This window comes from Alloalcanivorax balearicus MACL04, assembly GCF_025532145.1.
GTDB lineage: Bacteria > Pseudomonadota > Gammaproteobacteria > Pseudomonadales > Alcanivoracaceae > Alloalcanivorax > Alloalcanivorax balearicus.
Map to the genome: position 1 here is coordinate 136,360 of NZ_ARXS01000010.1, position 16,536 is coordinate 152,895.

The window sequence follows — 16,536 nt, forward strand, 5'->3', positions numbered from 1 at the left end:
CATGGGATTTGATCGTGTTCTCCAGCACAGCACTCTGATCGCCGTCGCCGTTCTGATCCTGTGCGTGCTGGGGATCAGTGCCGCGCTGCGCGTGCCGGTGCAGATGATTCCCGATCTGGAAGTGCGCACCATCAGCGTGGAGACGCGCTGGCCGGGGGCGTCTCCAAGGGACGTGGAGCAGGAGATCCTGATCGAGCAGGAGCAGTATCTGCGGACACTGCCCAATCTGCGACGCATGGTTTCCACCGCCAGTATCGGACAGGCAACCATCGAGCTGGAATTTCCCTTCGGAGTCGACATCAATGAGGCGTTGATCCGTACCAACAACGCACTCAGCCAGGTGTCCGGCTACCCCGAGAATGTCGATGCCCCCGCCCTGACGACGATTTCGTCCTCGGACGAACCCTTCATGTATTTCCGCATCGGGCCGCGGGCGGACAGCCGGATTCAGCCCGATCTGGCGATGATACGCAACTTTCTGGAAGATGAGGTGCGGCCACGCCTGGAGCGCGTTGTCGGTGTGTCGCTGGTGGAGATCAGGGGCGCGGAGGAACGGCAAGTCCGTGTGGAGGTCGATCCGCACCGTCTGGCCGAACGCGGACTGGACATGACCGATGTACGCAATGCGCTGCAGGCACGCAACGTCGACCGCTCGGCGGGCGATCTGGACAGCGGTAAACGCAGCGTGATGGTGCGTACGCTCGGCCGCTTCAGCGCACCCACCGACATGGGCGACTTGATCGTCGCCGAGCGGCACGGCGCCCTGGTGCGGTTGTCCGACCTCGCAGAGATCCAGCTCAGCCACCACGAACTACGCTCCCGGGCTTTCTACAACGGCCAGCCTTCGCTGATCCTGGCGGTGCGCCGCGAGACCGGTTCGAATGTCATCCAGACCAAGTACGCCGTGCTGCCGGAGGTCGAGGCGATCAGCGCCGAAACCCTGGCGCCGCTGGGTCTGGAAATGACCTTGGTCAACGAGGACGCACGCTACGTCGAGGATTCGGTCGCCAACGTCTGGCGTAATCTTCTGCTCGGCACGCTGCTGGCGACCCTGGTGATGTACGCCTTTCTGCGCTCGGCGCGCAGCACCTTGGTGGGGGTGGTCGCCGTCCCGATCTGTACCATCGCGGCCTTCATCGGTCTGCTGCTGGCGGGGCGCACGCTGAATGTCATCTCATTGGCCGGCGTGGCGTTTGCCATCGGTATGACGCTGGACAACACCATCGTGGTACTGGAAAGCATCGACCAGGCGCGACGACGTGGCCTGAAACCCTTCGACGCCGCCGTGGCCGGGGTGCGCCGGGTCTGGACAGCCGTGATCGCAAGCACACTGACCTCCGTTCTGGTGTTTGCCCCCACGTTGTTCATCCAGGAGGAAGCCGGGCAACTCTACTCGGATATCGCGATTGCCATTTCCACCTCCATCCTGGCCTCGATGGCGGTCGCGGTGACGGTGCTGCCGACCATGGCCGCGCGGCTGCTGCCGTCGTTGGCGCCCAGCGACTCCGCCAACGACGGTGCCCTTGACCGAATCGGTCGCTGGATCGCCAGGATCCATGGCAGTCCGCAGCGCCGCGGGGCGATTCTGGTCGGAACGCTGTGCGCGTCGGTATTGGCCGTGGTGTGGCTGACACCACCAGCGGAATACCTGCCGGAAGGAGAAGAGGCGCGAATCTTTTCGCGCATGATCGCACCACCGGGCTACAACCTGACGGAGATGGAGGGCATTGCGCGGGAGCTGATCCCGGAGCTGCGGCAACGTCTTGAAGACCAACCGGCGCGCTTCCACAGTGACGAGACGGACATGCCCGCACTGCGGTTCTTCGCCCTATTCGTCGACGCCCAAGGCATCAACGTGATCACCGATCCCAAGGACCCGGCCGACGTGGAAGCCTTGATGGGGGCACTGGAGGCGCGCTTCACCGCCTGGCCGGGTATGCGCGCGTTCGCCTCGCGCGGTTCCATCATCTCCAGTAACGACGGCGGAACGCGCAGCATCAACGTGAACATCTCCGGTTCCGATCTTGCTCGGATCTATCAGGTCGCCGGCCTCGCGTACGCCCGCGCGGGGGTGCTGTTCGACGGCGCGCAGATCGGCTCCGAGCCCGGCTCACTCAGTCTGGACCAGTCGCTGCTGGAGGTGCGGCCGCGCTGGGAACGCCTGGCTGAGGTCGGCCTGGACGCGGAGCGCTTTGGCTACTCAGTGGCGGCTCTGAGCGATGGCGCCTTCGCCGACGAGATGATCCTGGACGACCGCCGGGTCGATATCTACCTGTTCAGCAGCGCCGGCAGCGAGCAGCGGGCGGACCGCCTGCGCGACCTGCCCGTCGCCACACCGGACGGTGCGGTACTGCCGCTTTCGGCGCTGGCCGATCTGCACGATTCCGTCGACACGGACAGCATTCGCCGACTGGATGGCCGCCGCACGGTCACGCTGAACATCGTGCCGCCACGTTCGGTGGCGCTGGAAACCGGTGTCGAACGCGTGCGCACCGAACTGATCGAGGCCATGCGCGTCGCCGGCGAGATTCCCCACGGCGTCTCGGTCGGCATCACCGGTGCCAGCGACCAGTTGCAGGCCACCCGCGAAGCGGTCTCGGGCAATTTCATCATCGCCGTGCTGCTGTGCTACCTGATGTTGGTGGCCATCTTTCGCCACTGGGGCCGGCCGCTGTTGGTCATGGCCACGATTCCCCTGGGCCTAGCTGGCGGGATCCTCGGGCTGGCGATACTCAACAGCGTCGGCGCCGCCTTCGGCATTCACCAGCCGTTCGACATGATCACGCTACTGGGCTTCCTGGTACTGCTTGGCGCCGTCGTCAACAACCCGATTCTGATCGTGCAGGAAGCCTACAAGCGCCTGGAGGAAGGCGCCGAATCGATCGCCGTGGCGGTCGACGATGCGGTGCACACACGCCTGCGGGCGATCCTGATGTCCAGCCTGACCACCATCTTTGGCATCGCGCCGCTGGTGTTGATCCCCGGAGCAGGCACCGAACTCTATCGCGGCCTGGGCGCCATTGTGATGTTCGGTATCGCGTTTTCCACGGTGGTCACGCTGACTTTCCTGCCCAGCCTGATGGTGACGACGCTGGTGATGAAGGAGCGTTTCGGTATGCGGCTGCGCCGTCGCGGGAGTCGCCTTGCGACGAGAAGGTAAGGAAAAACCGCCCCTACCATTGCATGTCCGGCATCGCCTGGAAGGCGCCACGCAAAGCCTGGGACCAGGCCTCGCCCAACGCCCGGAAGCCCTCGTGATGCTCATCCACATCATAGTGAAGATGGTCATCAAAGCTGTCGCGGGGATACTTGAGAATATCCAGGGGCAAGCCCACGGACAGGTTGGAACGAAGGGTGGAATCGATACTCAGCAAGGCGCACTTGATGCCATCGTCCAGGGAAGTACGGTAATCCACCACCCGATCAATGATCGGCTTGCCGTACTTGGTCTCACCGATCTGAAAGTACGGCGTGTCCGCCGTGCACTCGATGAAATTACCTTCCGGGTAAACCAGAAACAGACGCGGCGCTTCACCGCGAATCTGTCCCCCGACGATGAAGCTGCTGCCGAAATCCACCGAACCCTGCGTCTGGCCGGCGTCGCGCTGACGCACTTCGCGGCTGGTGGCACCGACAATGGCCGCCACATCGTACAGCGAACCGACGCCGTTGAGATTGGGCCGGTCGCTGTCCAGACGCATGCGCAGCAGACTGACCACGCTCTGCGTGGTGGCCAGGTTGCCGGCGCTGAGCAGAACCACCAGACGCTCCCCGGACACCGGGAAGGTGTGCAGTTTGCGAAACGTGGCGATCTGATCCACGCCGGCGTTGGTCCGCGAGTCCGCGGCGAACACCAGCCCTTGTTCCAGGCGCATGGCGACGCAATAAGTCATCGGTTTCTCCGCGCGGTCACTGGTCCCCGGCGCCGGTCTGTCGCACCAGGGCCGCCGCGCGCAGGGATTCCACTCCACCGCCGTAACGGACGCCGCGTACCGGGCAGGCGTCCAGATAGTCGAAGCCCACCGCCAGCTTCAGATGGCGTCTCGGACGGCGGGTCTGATTGGTCACGTCAAAAGTGTGCCAGCGTTCATCGAACCAGACCTCGGCCCAGGCATGGCTGGCGACGTGCTCGGAATCATCGCTGTAAAGATAGCCGCTGACGTAACGGGCGGGAATCCCCAAGGCCCGGCAGCAGGACAAAAACACATGGGTATGGTCCTGGCACACCCCCTTCCTTAACCGATAAGCCTCGGCGGCGGTGCTGGACACATCGGTGACGCCGGGAGTAAACGGCATTCTCGACAGGATGGTTTCGCTCAGCCCCTCAAGATTGGTCAAGGTCCCGGCGGCGCGCTGATGGCTCCGGGCCAGTTCGTGGAGCAACGAATCAGGGCGGGTAAACGGAGAATAACGGCAGTAAACCAGAGGGGAAATCCGGGTGTCGTCATCCTCACGGTCCTCGCCCTCGATTTCCACTTCGCCAGTGGCGGTGAGGTGTATGGCCTCGTGGGGCTGGTCCAGGGTCAGCACGTGCAGAATATTGCCGAAGCCATCGGAGGCCTCGCTGGCCGGCTCCGGCATGTCCAGATGCCAGTGCAGGATACGCTGCCGCGCTGACGGACGAGGCGTCAGCCGCAAATACTGCGTACTGTGCAGCACTTGCTCGGAATAGCGGTATTCGGTGCTGTGTCGAATCGACAGTTTCATACGACCTCCAGATATTCCTCGCGGATGGTATCCGCCAGCTCATTGATACGACGCAGAAAGTCCGTCAGGTAATCGTGCAAACCGGTGTCCAGCACATGTTCCAGATCACCGTACTGCAGCCGCGCGAACTGCACCGCCGCCAGGCGCTTGGCGGTCTGCCCGGTCTGTCCCTCAATCGCCGGGAGCAACTCGCACAGCATTTGCATGCACGAGCGCAACGAGCGTGGCACCTCGGCGCCGAGAACCAGCAACTCCGCTACCCGGTCGGCATTAATGGCCTCGCTGTATAGCTCGCGATAGGACTCATAAGCCCCCACCGAATGCAGCAAGGCGTGCCAGCGATAGAAGTCCATGGCGTCACCGCCGGAGGGAACGCCGTGGTGACTCCCGTAGAGAGTTCCGATCTGGTATTTCACATCGAGGATACGGGCCGTGTTATCGGCCCGTTCAATGAAGGTGCCAATGCGCAGAAAACGAAAGGCGTCATTGCGCATGATGGTGCCGTAGGTGGCGCCACGGAACAGGTGGGAGCGCTTTTTCACCCAATCAAAAAAGGCGCTGGCGCCGTATTGATCCAGGCCACCGCGGCGAATCTCCTTCAACTCCAGCCAGGTACTGTTGATGCTTTCCCACATCTCGGCGGTGATCTTGCCACGCACCGCGTGGCCGTTTTCCCGCGCCAGACGCAGGCAGTTGAATATGCTGCCGGGATTGTCCTGATCCAGGGTGAAGAAATGCAGTACCTCGCGCACCTGGACGTCATCGTGCCGGCTCATATACAGCTCATGCGTGCCCGAGATCATCAACGGCGCCATCATCTCATCGCGGGGATTGGCGACGAACGGCATCATCGACAGATTCCAGGCCACGTCGAGCATGCGAGCGGTGTTCTCGGCCCGCTCAACCAGACGGGACAACCAATACAGGTCGGAGGCGGTGCGACTCAACATGACGGCGCCTCCACCACCCAGGTGTCCTTGGTGCCGCCCCCCTGGGACGAGTTCACCACCAGCGAACCGGCATTCATTGCCACCCGCGTGAGACCGCCAGGCACCATGCGGGTGGCACGGCCGTCACTGAGCACGAATGGGCGCAAATCGATATGCCGGGGCGCGATGCCCTGCTCGACGAAGATCGGGCAAGTGGACAGCGACAGGGTCGGCTGGGCGATGTAATTGTCGGGCCGTGCCCGCAGACGCTGACGGAAACTGTCGATCTCCTCGCGGCTGGCCGCCGGCCCCACCAGCATGCCGTAACCGCCGGCGCCGTGGACCTCCTTCACCACCAGTTCCGGCAGATGCTCCAATACGTACTGGAGATCCTCCGGACGGCGGCATAGCCGGGTTGGAACGTTCTCCAGAATCGGCTCCTCACCCAGATAGAAGCGGATCATCTCGGGGACATAAGGATAGATGGACTTGTCATCGCCGACCCCGGAGCCGATGGCGTTGGCCAGCACCACCTTACCCTGCCGGTACACCGACAGCAGGCCGGGCACCCCCAGCATGGAGTCCGGATTGAACGCCAGAGGGTCGAGAAAGTCGTCATCAATACGGCGATAGATCACGTCCACCCGTTGCGGCCCGGCGGTGGTGCGCATGTAGACGAAGCCATCCTTGACGAACAGATCCGCCCCCTCCACCAACTCGATCCCCATCTGCTGCGCCAGAAAGGCGTGCTCGAAGTAGGCGCTGTTGAAACGGCCCGGGGTCAGCAGCACCACCGTGGGATAGGCGACGGCGCTGCTGTGCTGCAGGGTATCCAGCAACAGCGATGGATAGTGCTCCACCGGCGCCACCGATTGCCCGGCGAACAACTCCGGGAATAACCGCATCATCACCCGCCGGTTTTCGATCATATAGCTGACTCCGGACGGGGTACGCAGGTTGTCCTCCAGGACATACCAGGTTCCCTCACCGTCGCGGATCAGGTCCACGCCGCTGACGTGGCTGTACACCTGGTTGGGCAGATCCACATCCTGCATGCAGGGCTGGTAATGGGCGTTGCCATAGATCTGGTCGGCGGGAATGCGGCCAGCACGGATGATCTCCTGGCCGTGGTAAATATCATCGAGGAATTGGTTCAGTGCCCTCACCCGCTGGGCCGTGCCCTGCTCCAGGTGGCGCCATTCCTGTTCAGGGATAATGCGGGGGACCACGTCAAAAGGAATCAGCCTCTCCGCGCCACTCTCCTCACCGTAGACATTGAAGGTGATACCGACCCGGTGGAACAGCAGCTCGGCTTCCTGACGCTTGCGGTGCAGGAGCTCATTGGACTGCCCCAACAACCAGCCGTGATAACTGGAATAGTGGGGACGAACCGCCCCTTCCCTGGCGAACATCTCATCAAAGCCGGACACCGCCGGCGGTGTAATCGACTGCATGGCGCGTTATTCCCTGTGGCCCTTTCCCCAACGACGGGGATAGCAACAGGCTCAGCAAGGGATATGCCAATTCGGGGACAAAGAATTCAGGGGCATCCGCCCCGGCATGGCGCAAGACTGCGATCCATGCTGAAGCAGGCCGACCTTGGGGCACCAAATCGGGGCACGGCAAGGCTTCGCCAGCAGGGCAATGGATTCCCCCGCCCCAAAAGCAGAAAGCCCGACACCAGGCCGGGCTTTCCAGAGGACATCTTCGAATGCGAGTGTTCAGAGCTTGCTATCGAGCTCCGGTACCGCTTCGAACAGATCCGCCACCAGACCGTAGTCCGCCACCTGGAAGATAGGGGCTTCTTCGTCTTTGTTGATGGCCACGATCACTTTGGAATCCTTCATGCCCGCCAAGTGCTGGATGGCACCGGAGATACCGACGGCAATGTACAGGTTCGGGGCAACGATCTTACCGGTTTGACCCACCTGCATGTCGTTCGGCACGAAACCGGCGTCAACGGCGGCGCGGGATGCACCCACGGCGGCGCCAAGCTTGTCGGCCACTTTGTAGAGGATTTCGAAGTTGTCGCCGTTGCCCATGCCGCGCCCACCGGAGATCACGATGTCGGCGCTGGTCAGCTCCGGACGGTCGGACTTGGCCAGTTCCTCGCCCACGAAGGAGGAGATACCGGCGTCCTTGACCACATCAACGTTCTCAACGCTGGCGGAACCGCCTTCCTCGGCAACGCCGTCGAAGGAGGTGCCACGCACGGTGAGCACTTTCTTGGCGTCGGCGCATTTCACCGTGGCGATGGCGTTACCGGCGTAGATCGGACGCTTGAAGGTGTCGCCGTCGACCACGTCGGAGATTTCGGAGATCTGCGGAGCGTCCAGCAGAGCGGCCACGCGCGGCGCGAAGTTCTTGCCGGTGGTGGTGGCGGCAGCCAGGATGTGGCTGTAGTCCCCGGCCAGCTCAACCACCAGGTCAGCGATGTTTTCCGCCAGCTGGTGCTCATAGGCGTCGTTGTCGGCGCACAGCACTTTGCTTACGCCATCAACCTTGGCGGCCGCTTCAGCCACGGCGCCACAACCTTTACCGGCAACCAGGACGGTGATGTCGCCACCGATCTCCTTGGCGGCGGCAACCACGCTCAGGGTAACCTTGCTGAGCGTAGCGTTATCGTGTTCGGCGTAGACTAAAACACTCATCAGATCACCTTCGCTTCGTTTTTCAGTTTATCCACCAGCTCATCAACGGAGCCCACCTTGACACCGGCACTGCGTTCCGGCGGCATTTCCACCTTCTCGGTGGTGACGCGCGGAGTCAGGTCAACGCCCAGATCAGCCGGGGCTTTCACGTCCAGCGGCTTCTTCTTGGCTTTCATGATGTTCGGCAGGGAAGCGTAGCGCGGCTCGTTGAGGCGCAGGTCGGTGGTCACTACCGCCGGCAGGCTCAGCTCAACGGTTTGCAGACCGCCGTCGATTTCACGGGTCACTTTCACCTTGCCGTCGGCCACGTTCACTTCGGAAGCGAAGGTGCCTTGCGGCATGCCGGCCAGGGCCGCCAGCATCTGACCGGTCTGGTTGTTGTCACCGTCGATGGCCTGTTTGCCGAGGATGACCAACTCCGGCTTTTCTTCATCAACGATGGCTTTGAGGGCCTTGGCGATACCCAGAGGCTGAACTTCCTCGTCGGTTTCCACCAGAATCGAACGGTCCGCGCCCAGCGCCATGGCGGTACGCAGTTGTTCCTGGGCGGCCTTGGGACCGATGGACACGGCAACGATCTCGGTAACCACGCCTTTTTCCTTCAGCCGTACCGCTTCTTCCACAGCGATTTCACAGAAGGGGTTCATGGCCATTTTCACATTGGCGAGATCAACACCGGAGTTGTCTGCCTTCACGCGAACCTTAACGTTGTAGTCAACGACTCGCTTGATGGGTACAAGAACCTTCATAGGATCCTCGGAATGTTCCACTGATGACTTGTAGAAGGAGGCGAGACGACGCCGTTACCGGGTCCACCCCCGCGAGAGAGCGGCTATCTTGAACTCTGACCGGAACGAGGTCAATAGGCCGGAAAATCGTAACCGGATGATTTTGTTGCAAATAGACACCAATTTTCGTCCATTTTTCATGACCTTGCGGTCATCCCGGCAATAACGACCGGGTTGCTTCGTCTCCCCTGCCCTTGCCCATTTCCACTGATCCGACGATAATCCAAACGATCGTTTGAATTAATACGGGAAAACCATTCCGAAAGTGGTGGAATATAGCTGATGCTTATATACTCCGCGCACCCCAAGGCCTGCCCCCGCCCGGTTTATACGGTGGCGGATGCAGGCGCCCGAACCTCTGAACAGCGCTCTATGTCTTGCCGGCCCATAAGGCCCGCAGCGACTGGCCGGCCATACCAAGGCCCGGAACAATGTGCGCCGAACCCGGCACCGAACAACGTGGTGCAGGGCTCGGGGGTTCCCGACCGGCCCCAGCAGAAGGGCTGTAACGCAACCGATAGTTAGGAGACAGGCTGTGGAACGCGAATCTATGGAAGTCGACGTTGTCATCGTCGGCGCCGGTCCGTCCGGTCTCGCAACCGCCTGCCGTCTGGGTCAGATCGCCCAGGAAAGCGGTCAGGAACTCAGTGTGGTCGTAGTGGAAAAAGGTTCCGAAGTCGGCGCACATATTCTTTCTGGTGCGGTACTGGAACCTCGTGCCCTGAATGAACTGTTCCCCAATTGGAAGGAACTGGGCGCGCCCCTGAACGCTCCCGTCACCGATGATGAAATCTTCTATCTCACCGGTGCCGAGAAAGGCTCCAAAGTGCCCAACCTGTTCGTGCCGAAGACCATGCACAACGAGGGCAACTATGTTGTTTCCCTGGGCAACGTCTGCCGTTGGCTGGCGGAACAGGCCGAGGGCCTGGGCATCGAGATCTTCCCGGGGTTCGCCGCCAGCGAAATCCTCTATAACGAAGATGGTTCGGTAAAAGGCATCGCCACCGGCGATTTCGGCATCGACCACAACGGCGAGAAAAAAGACAGCTACATGCCGGGCATGGAGCTGCACGCCAAGTACACCGTTTTCTCCGAAGGCTGCCGCGGCCATCTCGGCAAGCAGCTGATGGAAAAATTCAATCTGCGCGAAGGCACGGATCCCCAACACTACGGCATCGGCATCAAGGAGCTGTGGGAAATCGATCCGTCCAAGCACCGTAAGGGCCTGGTGGTACACACCGCTGGCTGGCCGCTGACCGAGTCCGGATCTCCGGGCGGTGGCTTCCTCTATCACCTTGAGGACAATCAGGTCACCCTGGGTCTGATCACCGATCTGGCCTACTCCAACCCGCATGTCTCTCCATTCGATGAGATGCAGCGCTGGAAGACCCATCCGGAAATCAAGCAATTCCTGGAAGGCGGCAAACGTCTCAGCTATGGCGCTCGCGCCATCGCCAAGGGCGGCCTGCAATCCCTGCCGAAGATGACCTTCCCCGGCGGTCTGCTGGTGGGCTGTGACGCCGGCACCCTGAACTTCGCCAAGATCAAAGGCTCCCACACCGCCATGAAGTCCGGCATGATCGCCGCCGAACTGCTGGCCGAAGCGATCAAGAGCGGCCAGAGCCACGATGAACTGGTGGCTTACAAGGACGCCTTCGAGAACAGCTGGATTCACGAAGAGCTGCACCAGCAGCGTAACTTCGGACCGGCTCAGCACAAGTTCGGCAACCTCATCGGTTCCGCCTTCGCCTTCGTGGACATCAACCTGTTCAACGGCAAGCTGCCGATCACCATGCGCGATACCACTCCGGATCACGACACCCTGAAGCCGGCGGATCAGTGCAAGAAGATCGACTACCCGAAACCGGACGGCAAGATCACCTTCAATAAGCTGGACTCGGTGTTCCTCTCCAACACCAACCATGAAGAGGATCAGCCCTGCCATCTGCAGTTGAAGGATCCGAGCATCCCGATCGAGTACAACCTGCCCAAGTACAACGAACCGGCGCAACGCTACTGCCCGGCCGGCGTGTACGAAGTGGTGGAGGACGAAAGCTCGGGCGAGAAGCGCTTCCAGATCAACGCGCAGAACTGCGTGCACTGCAAGACCTGCGACATCAAGGACCCGACCCAGAACATCAACTGGGTGGCTCCGGAAGGTACCGGCGGCCCCAACTATCCCAATATGTAGTGTAGTTGGCGGCTCCGGCCCCATGAAAAAGGCGCCCTGGGGCGCCTTTTTTCGTGTCCGCGACCCTACAACGGCCAGTGCAACTGCACGTTGCCGCCGCCAAACGCCGCCCGGTGCAGGCGTACCGAGGGCGCAATGGTCAACACCGCGCCTTGTTCCCGCGCTAGCACGATCTGCCAGGGCACGGACAACTTGCCGATCCAGTCATCGTCATCCCGTTCGCTCCAGTCACCGATAGCGTCCTGCTCCACCCCAGCCCGGCTCACATACAGCGCCGGCAGCAGTCTGTGGCGTTCATTCAAAGGGATGTTCAGACTGGAAAACAGCAGTGGCTCGCGCCGCTTGACCCGCCCGGCGTCATTGACCTCCCGACCGAACCAGCCACTCTCGTCCAGTCTCAGATAGCGCACCCCCAGCTCCGGCTGCCAGCGATGCCGCAATCGGGTGGCGGACAGCGTCACCGCTTCCATATCCCGCTCGAACGGTATCCCGCCGGGCACTTCGTCCAGATCGTGATGGCGCCGGGTACGCTCGGCTTCCAAATCCAGCCGCCAGCCCCAACCTCCCCAGCGCCGCCCGTGGGAGAGCGCCAGACGGGTCTGGCGACTGGTTACTTCGACACCCTCATCACGGTCATCCAGTACCGAGCGCGGTGAATGGTTGAGCGACACCGTGGTGACGGCACCATCGCCATGGGGCCGGTGCCATTGCAGGAACAGGGTATGCGGCCGCCGTCGCATCTCGCTGTCACCGCCGGTCTTGTCATTGAAGTAGGCATCCGGCAGCACCCACTGGGCTTCCAGCCAGCCGCCACCGGCCAGCAGCCGGCGTACTCCGAAATAGATATCAGTCTGGGACTTGTCGGAAAACAGGTCACCACGCAGGGAGAGTTGCCAGCGCCCGCCCAGTGTCTGGCGAAAGCCCACCACCTGACGCTGGAAATCGCCGTCGAAATCCTCACCACGCTGTACATCGAGCAGGAAGGCCCGGTCGGGATTATCGAAGGGAAAGGTCTGCCGGTATTGGAAGTCCAGGTAGAGACGGTCGCCGGTGACACTGCCGGCGGTGCCACGAATGCCATCCTCCAGCGGTCCCATTGATGACAAATGCCGATAACTGAACACATGCAGAAAGCGTTCACTGTTGTAATCCTGATCGCGCCCCTGCACTACTGCATCGGCACGCCACGGCTGGGGCTGGTGCCAATTCATGGCCCCGGCCTCCAGCGTCACGGTGGTGATCAGTCCGGCGATCACGCGCGCCGGGCGCGGCGCGTCCATGGTGTGCCTCCCGGGAGGTCTCCCTTGTGAGACGGCGGTTCCGTCAGCCTATGCCCGTCCGGCTTTGCGCTCAACCCCGTGGCGCCAGCGGCGCCAGAACCGCTCGACCCGGGCAATCAGCCGCAGCGGCGGCATCGCGGGCATGGCCAGCCGGGGTTCGGGAACCGGGCCGTCATCGTCGCGTCCGGTGGCGGGGTGCTCCACGGGATCATGGAAGGTCATGGCGGTCTCCTTTGGTGAGTGCTCAGTCAATGAATGGCCAACGCCAGACTGAGGAGTTGCCACTGATCAATCAAACGAATTACCCTTCGTCTACCTTTCAATAAAACTGAAAGATTAAAAGTGACCAATCCATCCCGGAGTTCCCCCCCAATGGACCTGCCGTTGCTCGATATCGATGTGATCCGGAGTTTCGTCGCCATCGCCGAAAGTGGCGGTTTCAGCCGTGCGGCGGTGACGGTGCATCGCACACCCTCCGCCCTGAGCATGCAAATCAAGCGGCTGGAGGAAATGCTGGATCAGCCGTTGTTCATCCGTGAAGCGAGACAGGTGAGGCTCACGCCCCAGGGCGAGGCGCTGCTCGGTTACGCCCGCCGGCTGCTGAAGCTCAACGAGGAAACCGTCGGACATTTTCTTAAGCCGGCGCTGACCGGCCAGGTGCGGCTGGGCTCGCCGGACGATGTCGGTACCCGCATTCTGCCGCGGGTGCTGGCGCGTTTCGCCCGTACCCACCCGGCGGTACAGGTGGATGTGCTGGCCGGGCGCAGTGTGGATCTGGTGCAACGGCTCAACGACGGTGATCTGGACATGACATTGGTGACCGCGGGGAACGATGGCCTGGAGCCGACGCTGGGGGAAGTGGTGCACAGCGAACCGCTGGTTTGGGCCGGTCGCGATGGCGGTTTGGCGGTACAGCGCCGGCCTTTGCCATTGTCCCTGGCCAATCAAGGCTGTGCCTGGCGCCGTGTGGCCTTGGCGGCGCTGGATCACGCCGGCATTGATTACCGAATCGCCTACAGCAGCGAACATTGCGCCGGCCAGGAGGCCGCCATGCTGGCGGACCTGGCCGTGGCACCGTTTCCGCGCAGTCTGGTGAAACCGCCGTTACGGCGGCTGGACAATGAGACCGGGTTGCCTGAGCTGGGCCACTACCAGATTGCGCTGGTACGCGGCGCCGCCGGGCCCGCCCATGACGCCCTGGCGGAGCAGGTGAAAGCGGCGTTTCGGGATTATCGTTAAGTTCCCTGGCTAATCCAGCGCTCTGAGCCCCTTCCAGGTCAGGTCGTACAGATCTCCACGGCGGTCGCGCAGGTTGGTCACCGAACCTTCGCTGTGCAGCAGCTTGAGCTTTTCCAGATCCACATCGGCGAACAACAGCATTTCCGTATTCGGAACGGACTCACTGATGATGCCGTCGTGAGGAAAATAGAAATCGCTTGGGGAAAACACCGCGGACTGGGCGTACTGAATATCCACGTTATCCACCCGGGGCAGATTGCCGATGCTGCCGGAAATGGCCACGTAGCATTCGTTTTCGATAGCTCGCGCCTGAGCGCAGTGGCGCACCCGCAGATAGCCATTCTTGGTGTCGGTCCAGAACGGCACGAACAGAATTTCCATGCCCTGCTCCGCCAGCAACCGGCCCAGCTCCGGGAACTCCACGTCATAGCAGATCAGTATGCCGATACGGCCGGCATCGGTGTCGAAGATACGCAGTTCATTGCCGCCCTGGATCGCCCAGTCCTTGCGTTCATGGGGAGTGATGTGGATCTTACGCTGCTCTTCCACGGAGCCGTCGCGGCGCATCAGATAGGCCACATTGTACATGCGGCCATTCTCTTCCACCGGCATGGAACCGCCGATGATGTTGATGTTGTAACTGACCGCCATGTCCGCCATGGCATCGCGGACCTCATCGGTAAAACTGGCCAGATACCGCACCGCCTCCACTGAGTTGAGTTCCGGTTTCAGCCCCATCAACGGCGCGCTGAAAAATTCCGGCAGGACGGCGAAATCGGCACGGTAATCGGACAATGAGTCGACGAAGAACTCGACCTGACTGAGCAGGTCCTCCACCGAGCGGGCGGCGCGCATACGGCGCTGCACCACGCCGATACGCACAGTGGAGCGGCGCGGCCATTCGCCGTCCTCATCCGGCTGATAGAGGATGTTGTCCCATTCCAGCAGCGTGGCGTAACCACGGGAGCTTTCGTCCTCGGGCAGGTATTTGGTCAACAGCCGTTTGACATCGAAACCGTTGGACAGCTGGAAAGTCAGGATCGGGTCATAGATGGTCCGGCTTTCCACCTGGGAGATGTACTCGGTCACCGACATCTTGTCAGCCTGATCGTTATAGCCGGGCAACCGTCCTCCGGCGAGAATCGCCCGCAGGTTTTCGTCACGGCACAATTCCTTGCGCGCTTCGTAGAGACGACGGCCGAGCCGGTAGCCGCGATATTCCGGATCAACAAACACATCCAGACCGTACAGCGCGTCCCCTTTGCGGCTGTGGGAGCGGATCTTGTCGTCGGTGATCAGGTCTTCATAGCGGTGCGGATTGGAAAAGCGGTCGTAGTCCACCTTGATGGTCAGGGCCGCCGCCACCAATTCATCATTGTCATCGATCACCAGCTGCCCTTCCGGGAACACACGGATCAGGGCCTTGATGGTGTCTTCCGACCAGGCGCCACCAATGTCGTGGTAGACCTGATTCATCAGCCGGGCCAGGGCCGGGTAATCTTCCGCGGTCAACTGCCGCAGCCGCAAACGGGTGCTTTCTTCCGCCATGACGATCTCCGCTCAACTGAGAGGGGGAAAAGGAATCAGCCAGCAACGATGCTGGTCACGCAGGGCATTCTGGCCGTCAGGATACAGAGCCACGCCGTCCGGACGAATGAACAGCACGGCACCGGAGTGCAGGGCCACGTAACCGGAAACCTGTTCCGCCACATAACCGTCGCCTTCACGGTAAGCCGGCCGCAGCCCGTCGGGAATAGTCTCGTAGCCGATCAACCCATTGGCCAGCGGGTCGTCCACGGAGCCGCGATCACGGTACAGACCGACGGCGTCCGCCCCCACCAGCAGCACCATGCCCTGGTGAAAATGCAACAGATTGACCCGGCCGCGCTGCGGCAGGGACACAATCTCCTGCTGTGCAATAATGGTGTCCATAATTCTCCATGGGTCAGGGTCATGCAGGAAAAGATTGTAATACTTACCGGGGCCGGAATCTCCGCGGAGTCCGGTATTCGCACCTTTCGCGACAACGGTGGCCTGTGGGAGGAACACCGTATCGAGGAAGTGGCGACGCCGGAAGCCTTCCAGCGCGACCCGGTGAAAGTGCATCAGTTCTACAATCAGCGGCGCCGGCAACTGCACGGCCCGGCCATTGCCCCCAACTCCGCGCATCAGGCCCTGGCCCGATTGGAAGCCGCCCTGCCCGGTCAGGTATTGCTGGTCACCCAGAACGTGGACAACCTGCACGAACGCGCCGGCAGCCGCAACCTGATCCATATGCACGGAGAGCTGTGCAAAGCCCGCTGCCGCACCACCAATGCCCTGGTGACCGTGGACGATGAGTTGAGCACCGGGCTGGCCTGCCCGCTGTGCGGGGTGCCCGGCTGTCTGCGGCCCCACGTGGTGTGGTTCGGTGAGATGCCCCTGGAGATGGATCGGATCTACGCGGCGCTGGCCGGCTGTGAGCGGTTCATCAGCATCGGCACCAGCGGCAACGTCTACCCCGCCGCCGGCTTCGTCGCCGAGGCCCGCGCCAACGGCGCCCATACGGTGGAACTGAACCTGGAACCCTCCGAGCAGCTCAACGCCTTCCACGAACACCACCACGGCCCCGCCACGCAGCTGGTGCCGGAATATGTGGAAAAACTGATTAAGGCAGCTAACAGTGAATAAGGAACAGGGAACAGCGACGCGAGCCGCCGTTGCAGGTAACGGGAAGCCCTTGGACTGGCCCCATTTAAGTAGACACGGATT

The 16,536-nt window shown here is 61.8% G+C and carries 14 protein-coding genes; 4 read left to right on the top strand and 10 right to left on the bottom strand.

Translation table 11 applies throughout. The features are described 5' to 3' along the window. Window position 1 precedes the first annotated feature (1 nt). Window positions 2-3,160, top strand: a complete 3,159-nt coding sequence (locus tag MA04_RS10655) for an efflux RND transporter permease subunit (RefSeq protein ID WP_262460384.1) — start codon at window positions 2-4, stop codon at window positions 3,158-3,160. A gap of 13 nt (window positions 3,161-3,173) precedes the next feature. On the opposite strand, the gene MA04_RS10660 is transcribed toward MA04_RS10655, so the two are convergent. The 6 genes from MA04_RS10660 to MA04_RS10685 all read right to left on the bottom strand — a co-directional run bounded on the left by MA04_RS10660 (window position 3,174) and on the right by MA04_RS10685 (window position 9,036). After that, on the bottom strand, window positions 3,174-3,893 hold the full coding sequence (locus MA04_RS10660) for a proteasome-type protease (RefSeq protein ID WP_262460385.1): 720 nt from the start codon (window positions 3,891-3,893) through the stop codon (window positions 3,174-3,176). 16 nt (window positions 3,894-3,909) lie between these two features. Continuing rightward, a complete protein-coding gene (locus MA04_RS10665) occupies window positions 3,910-4,707 on the bottom strand; it encodes a transglutaminase family protein (RefSeq protein WP_262460386.1) in 798 nt (265 codons plus the stop codon). Beyond that, window positions 4,704-5,657, bottom strand: a complete 954-nt coding sequence (locus tag MA04_RS10670) for an alpha-E domain-containing protein (RefSeq protein WP_262460387.1) — start codon at window positions 5,655-5,657, stop codon at window positions 4,704-4,706. Before MA04_RS10670 ends, MA04_RS10665 begins: the two co-directional genes overlap by 4 nt. Continuing rightward, window positions 5,651-7,090, bottom strand: a complete 1,440-nt coding sequence (locus MA04_RS10675) for a circularly permuted type 2 ATP-grasp protein (RefSeq protein WP_262460388.1) — start codon at window positions 7,088-7,090, stop codon at window positions 5,651-5,653. Before MA04_RS10675 ends, MA04_RS10670 begins: the two co-directional genes overlap by 7 nt. A 267-nt stretch (window positions 7,091-7,357) precedes the next feature. Next, complete coding sequence (locus MA04_RS10680) at window positions 7,358-8,287, bottom strand: electron transfer flavoprotein subunit alpha/FixB family protein (protein WP_163124255.1); 930 nt, start codon at window positions 8,285-8,287, stop codon at window positions 7,358-7,360. Next, window positions 8,287-9,036 (bottom strand): electron transfer flavoprotein subunit beta/FixA family protein, encoded by a 750-nt coding sequence (locus tag MA04_RS10685; protein WP_014995041.1) that lies wholly within the window; start codon window positions 9,034-9,036, stop codon window positions 8,287-8,289. Before MA04_RS10685 ends, MA04_RS10680 begins: the two co-directional genes overlap by 1 nt. A 574-nt stretch (window positions 9,037-9,610) precedes the next feature. Between MA04_RS10685 and MA04_RS10690 the strand changes: the two genes are divergently transcribed. Beyond that, complete coding sequence (locus tag MA04_RS10690; protein WP_262460389.1) at window positions 9,611-11,266, top strand: electron transfer flavoprotein-ubiquinone oxidoreductase; 1,656 nt, start codon at window positions 9,611-9,613, stop codon at window positions 11,264-11,266. A 65-nt stretch (window positions 11,267-11,331) separates the two neighbouring features. On the opposite strand, the gene MA04_RS10695 is transcribed toward MA04_RS10690, so the two are convergent. Both MA04_RS10695 and MA04_RS10700 read right to left on the bottom strand, forming a co-directional pair. Continuing rightward, window positions 11,332-12,546, bottom strand: coding sequence for a hypothetical protein (locus MA04_RS10695; protein ID WP_262460390.1), 1,215 nt, complete (start codon window positions 12,544-12,546; stop codon window positions 11,332-11,334). 48 nt (window positions 12,547-12,594) lie between these two features. Then, complete coding sequence (locus tag MA04_RS10700; RefSeq protein WP_262460391.1) at window positions 12,595-12,768, bottom strand: hypothetical protein; 174 nt, start codon at window positions 12,766-12,768, stop codon at window positions 12,595-12,597. A 150-nt stretch (window positions 12,769-12,918) separates the two neighbouring features. Between MA04_RS10700 and MA04_RS10705 the strand changes: the two genes are divergently transcribed. Then, a complete protein-coding gene (locus MA04_RS10705) occupies window positions 12,919-13,785 on the top strand; it encodes a LysR substrate-binding domain-containing protein (RefSeq protein WP_262460392.1) in 867 nt (288 codons plus the stop codon). Window positions 13,786-13,794: 9 nt separating this feature from the next. Here MA04_RS10705 and MA04_RS10710 read toward each other — a convergent pair whose 3' ends face one another. Then, entirely contained in the window at window positions 13,795-15,333 is a 1,539-nt protein-coding gene (locus MA04_RS10710; protein ID WP_262460393.1) for a bifunctional GNAT family N-acetyltransferase/carbon-nitrogen hydrolase family protein, read from the bottom strand. Window positions 15,334-15,345: 12 nt separating this feature from the next. After that, window positions 15,346-15,717 carry a hypothetical protein gene (locus MA04_RS10715; protein WP_233916693.1) on the bottom strand — a complete coding sequence of 124 codons (372 nt, stop codon included), beginning with the start codon at window positions 15,715-15,717 and terminating at the stop codon, window positions 15,346-15,348. Between the two features lie 21 nt (window positions 15,718-15,738). Here MA04_RS10715 and cobB point away from each other — a divergent pair, with 21 nt between their 5' ends. Then, entirely contained in the window at window positions 15,739-16,455 is a 717-nt protein-coding gene (cobB, locus tag MA04_RS10720; protein WP_262460394.1) for a Sir2 family NAD+-dependent deacetylase, read from the top strand. The last annotated feature ends 81 nt before the right edge of the window (window positions 16,456-16,536 follow it).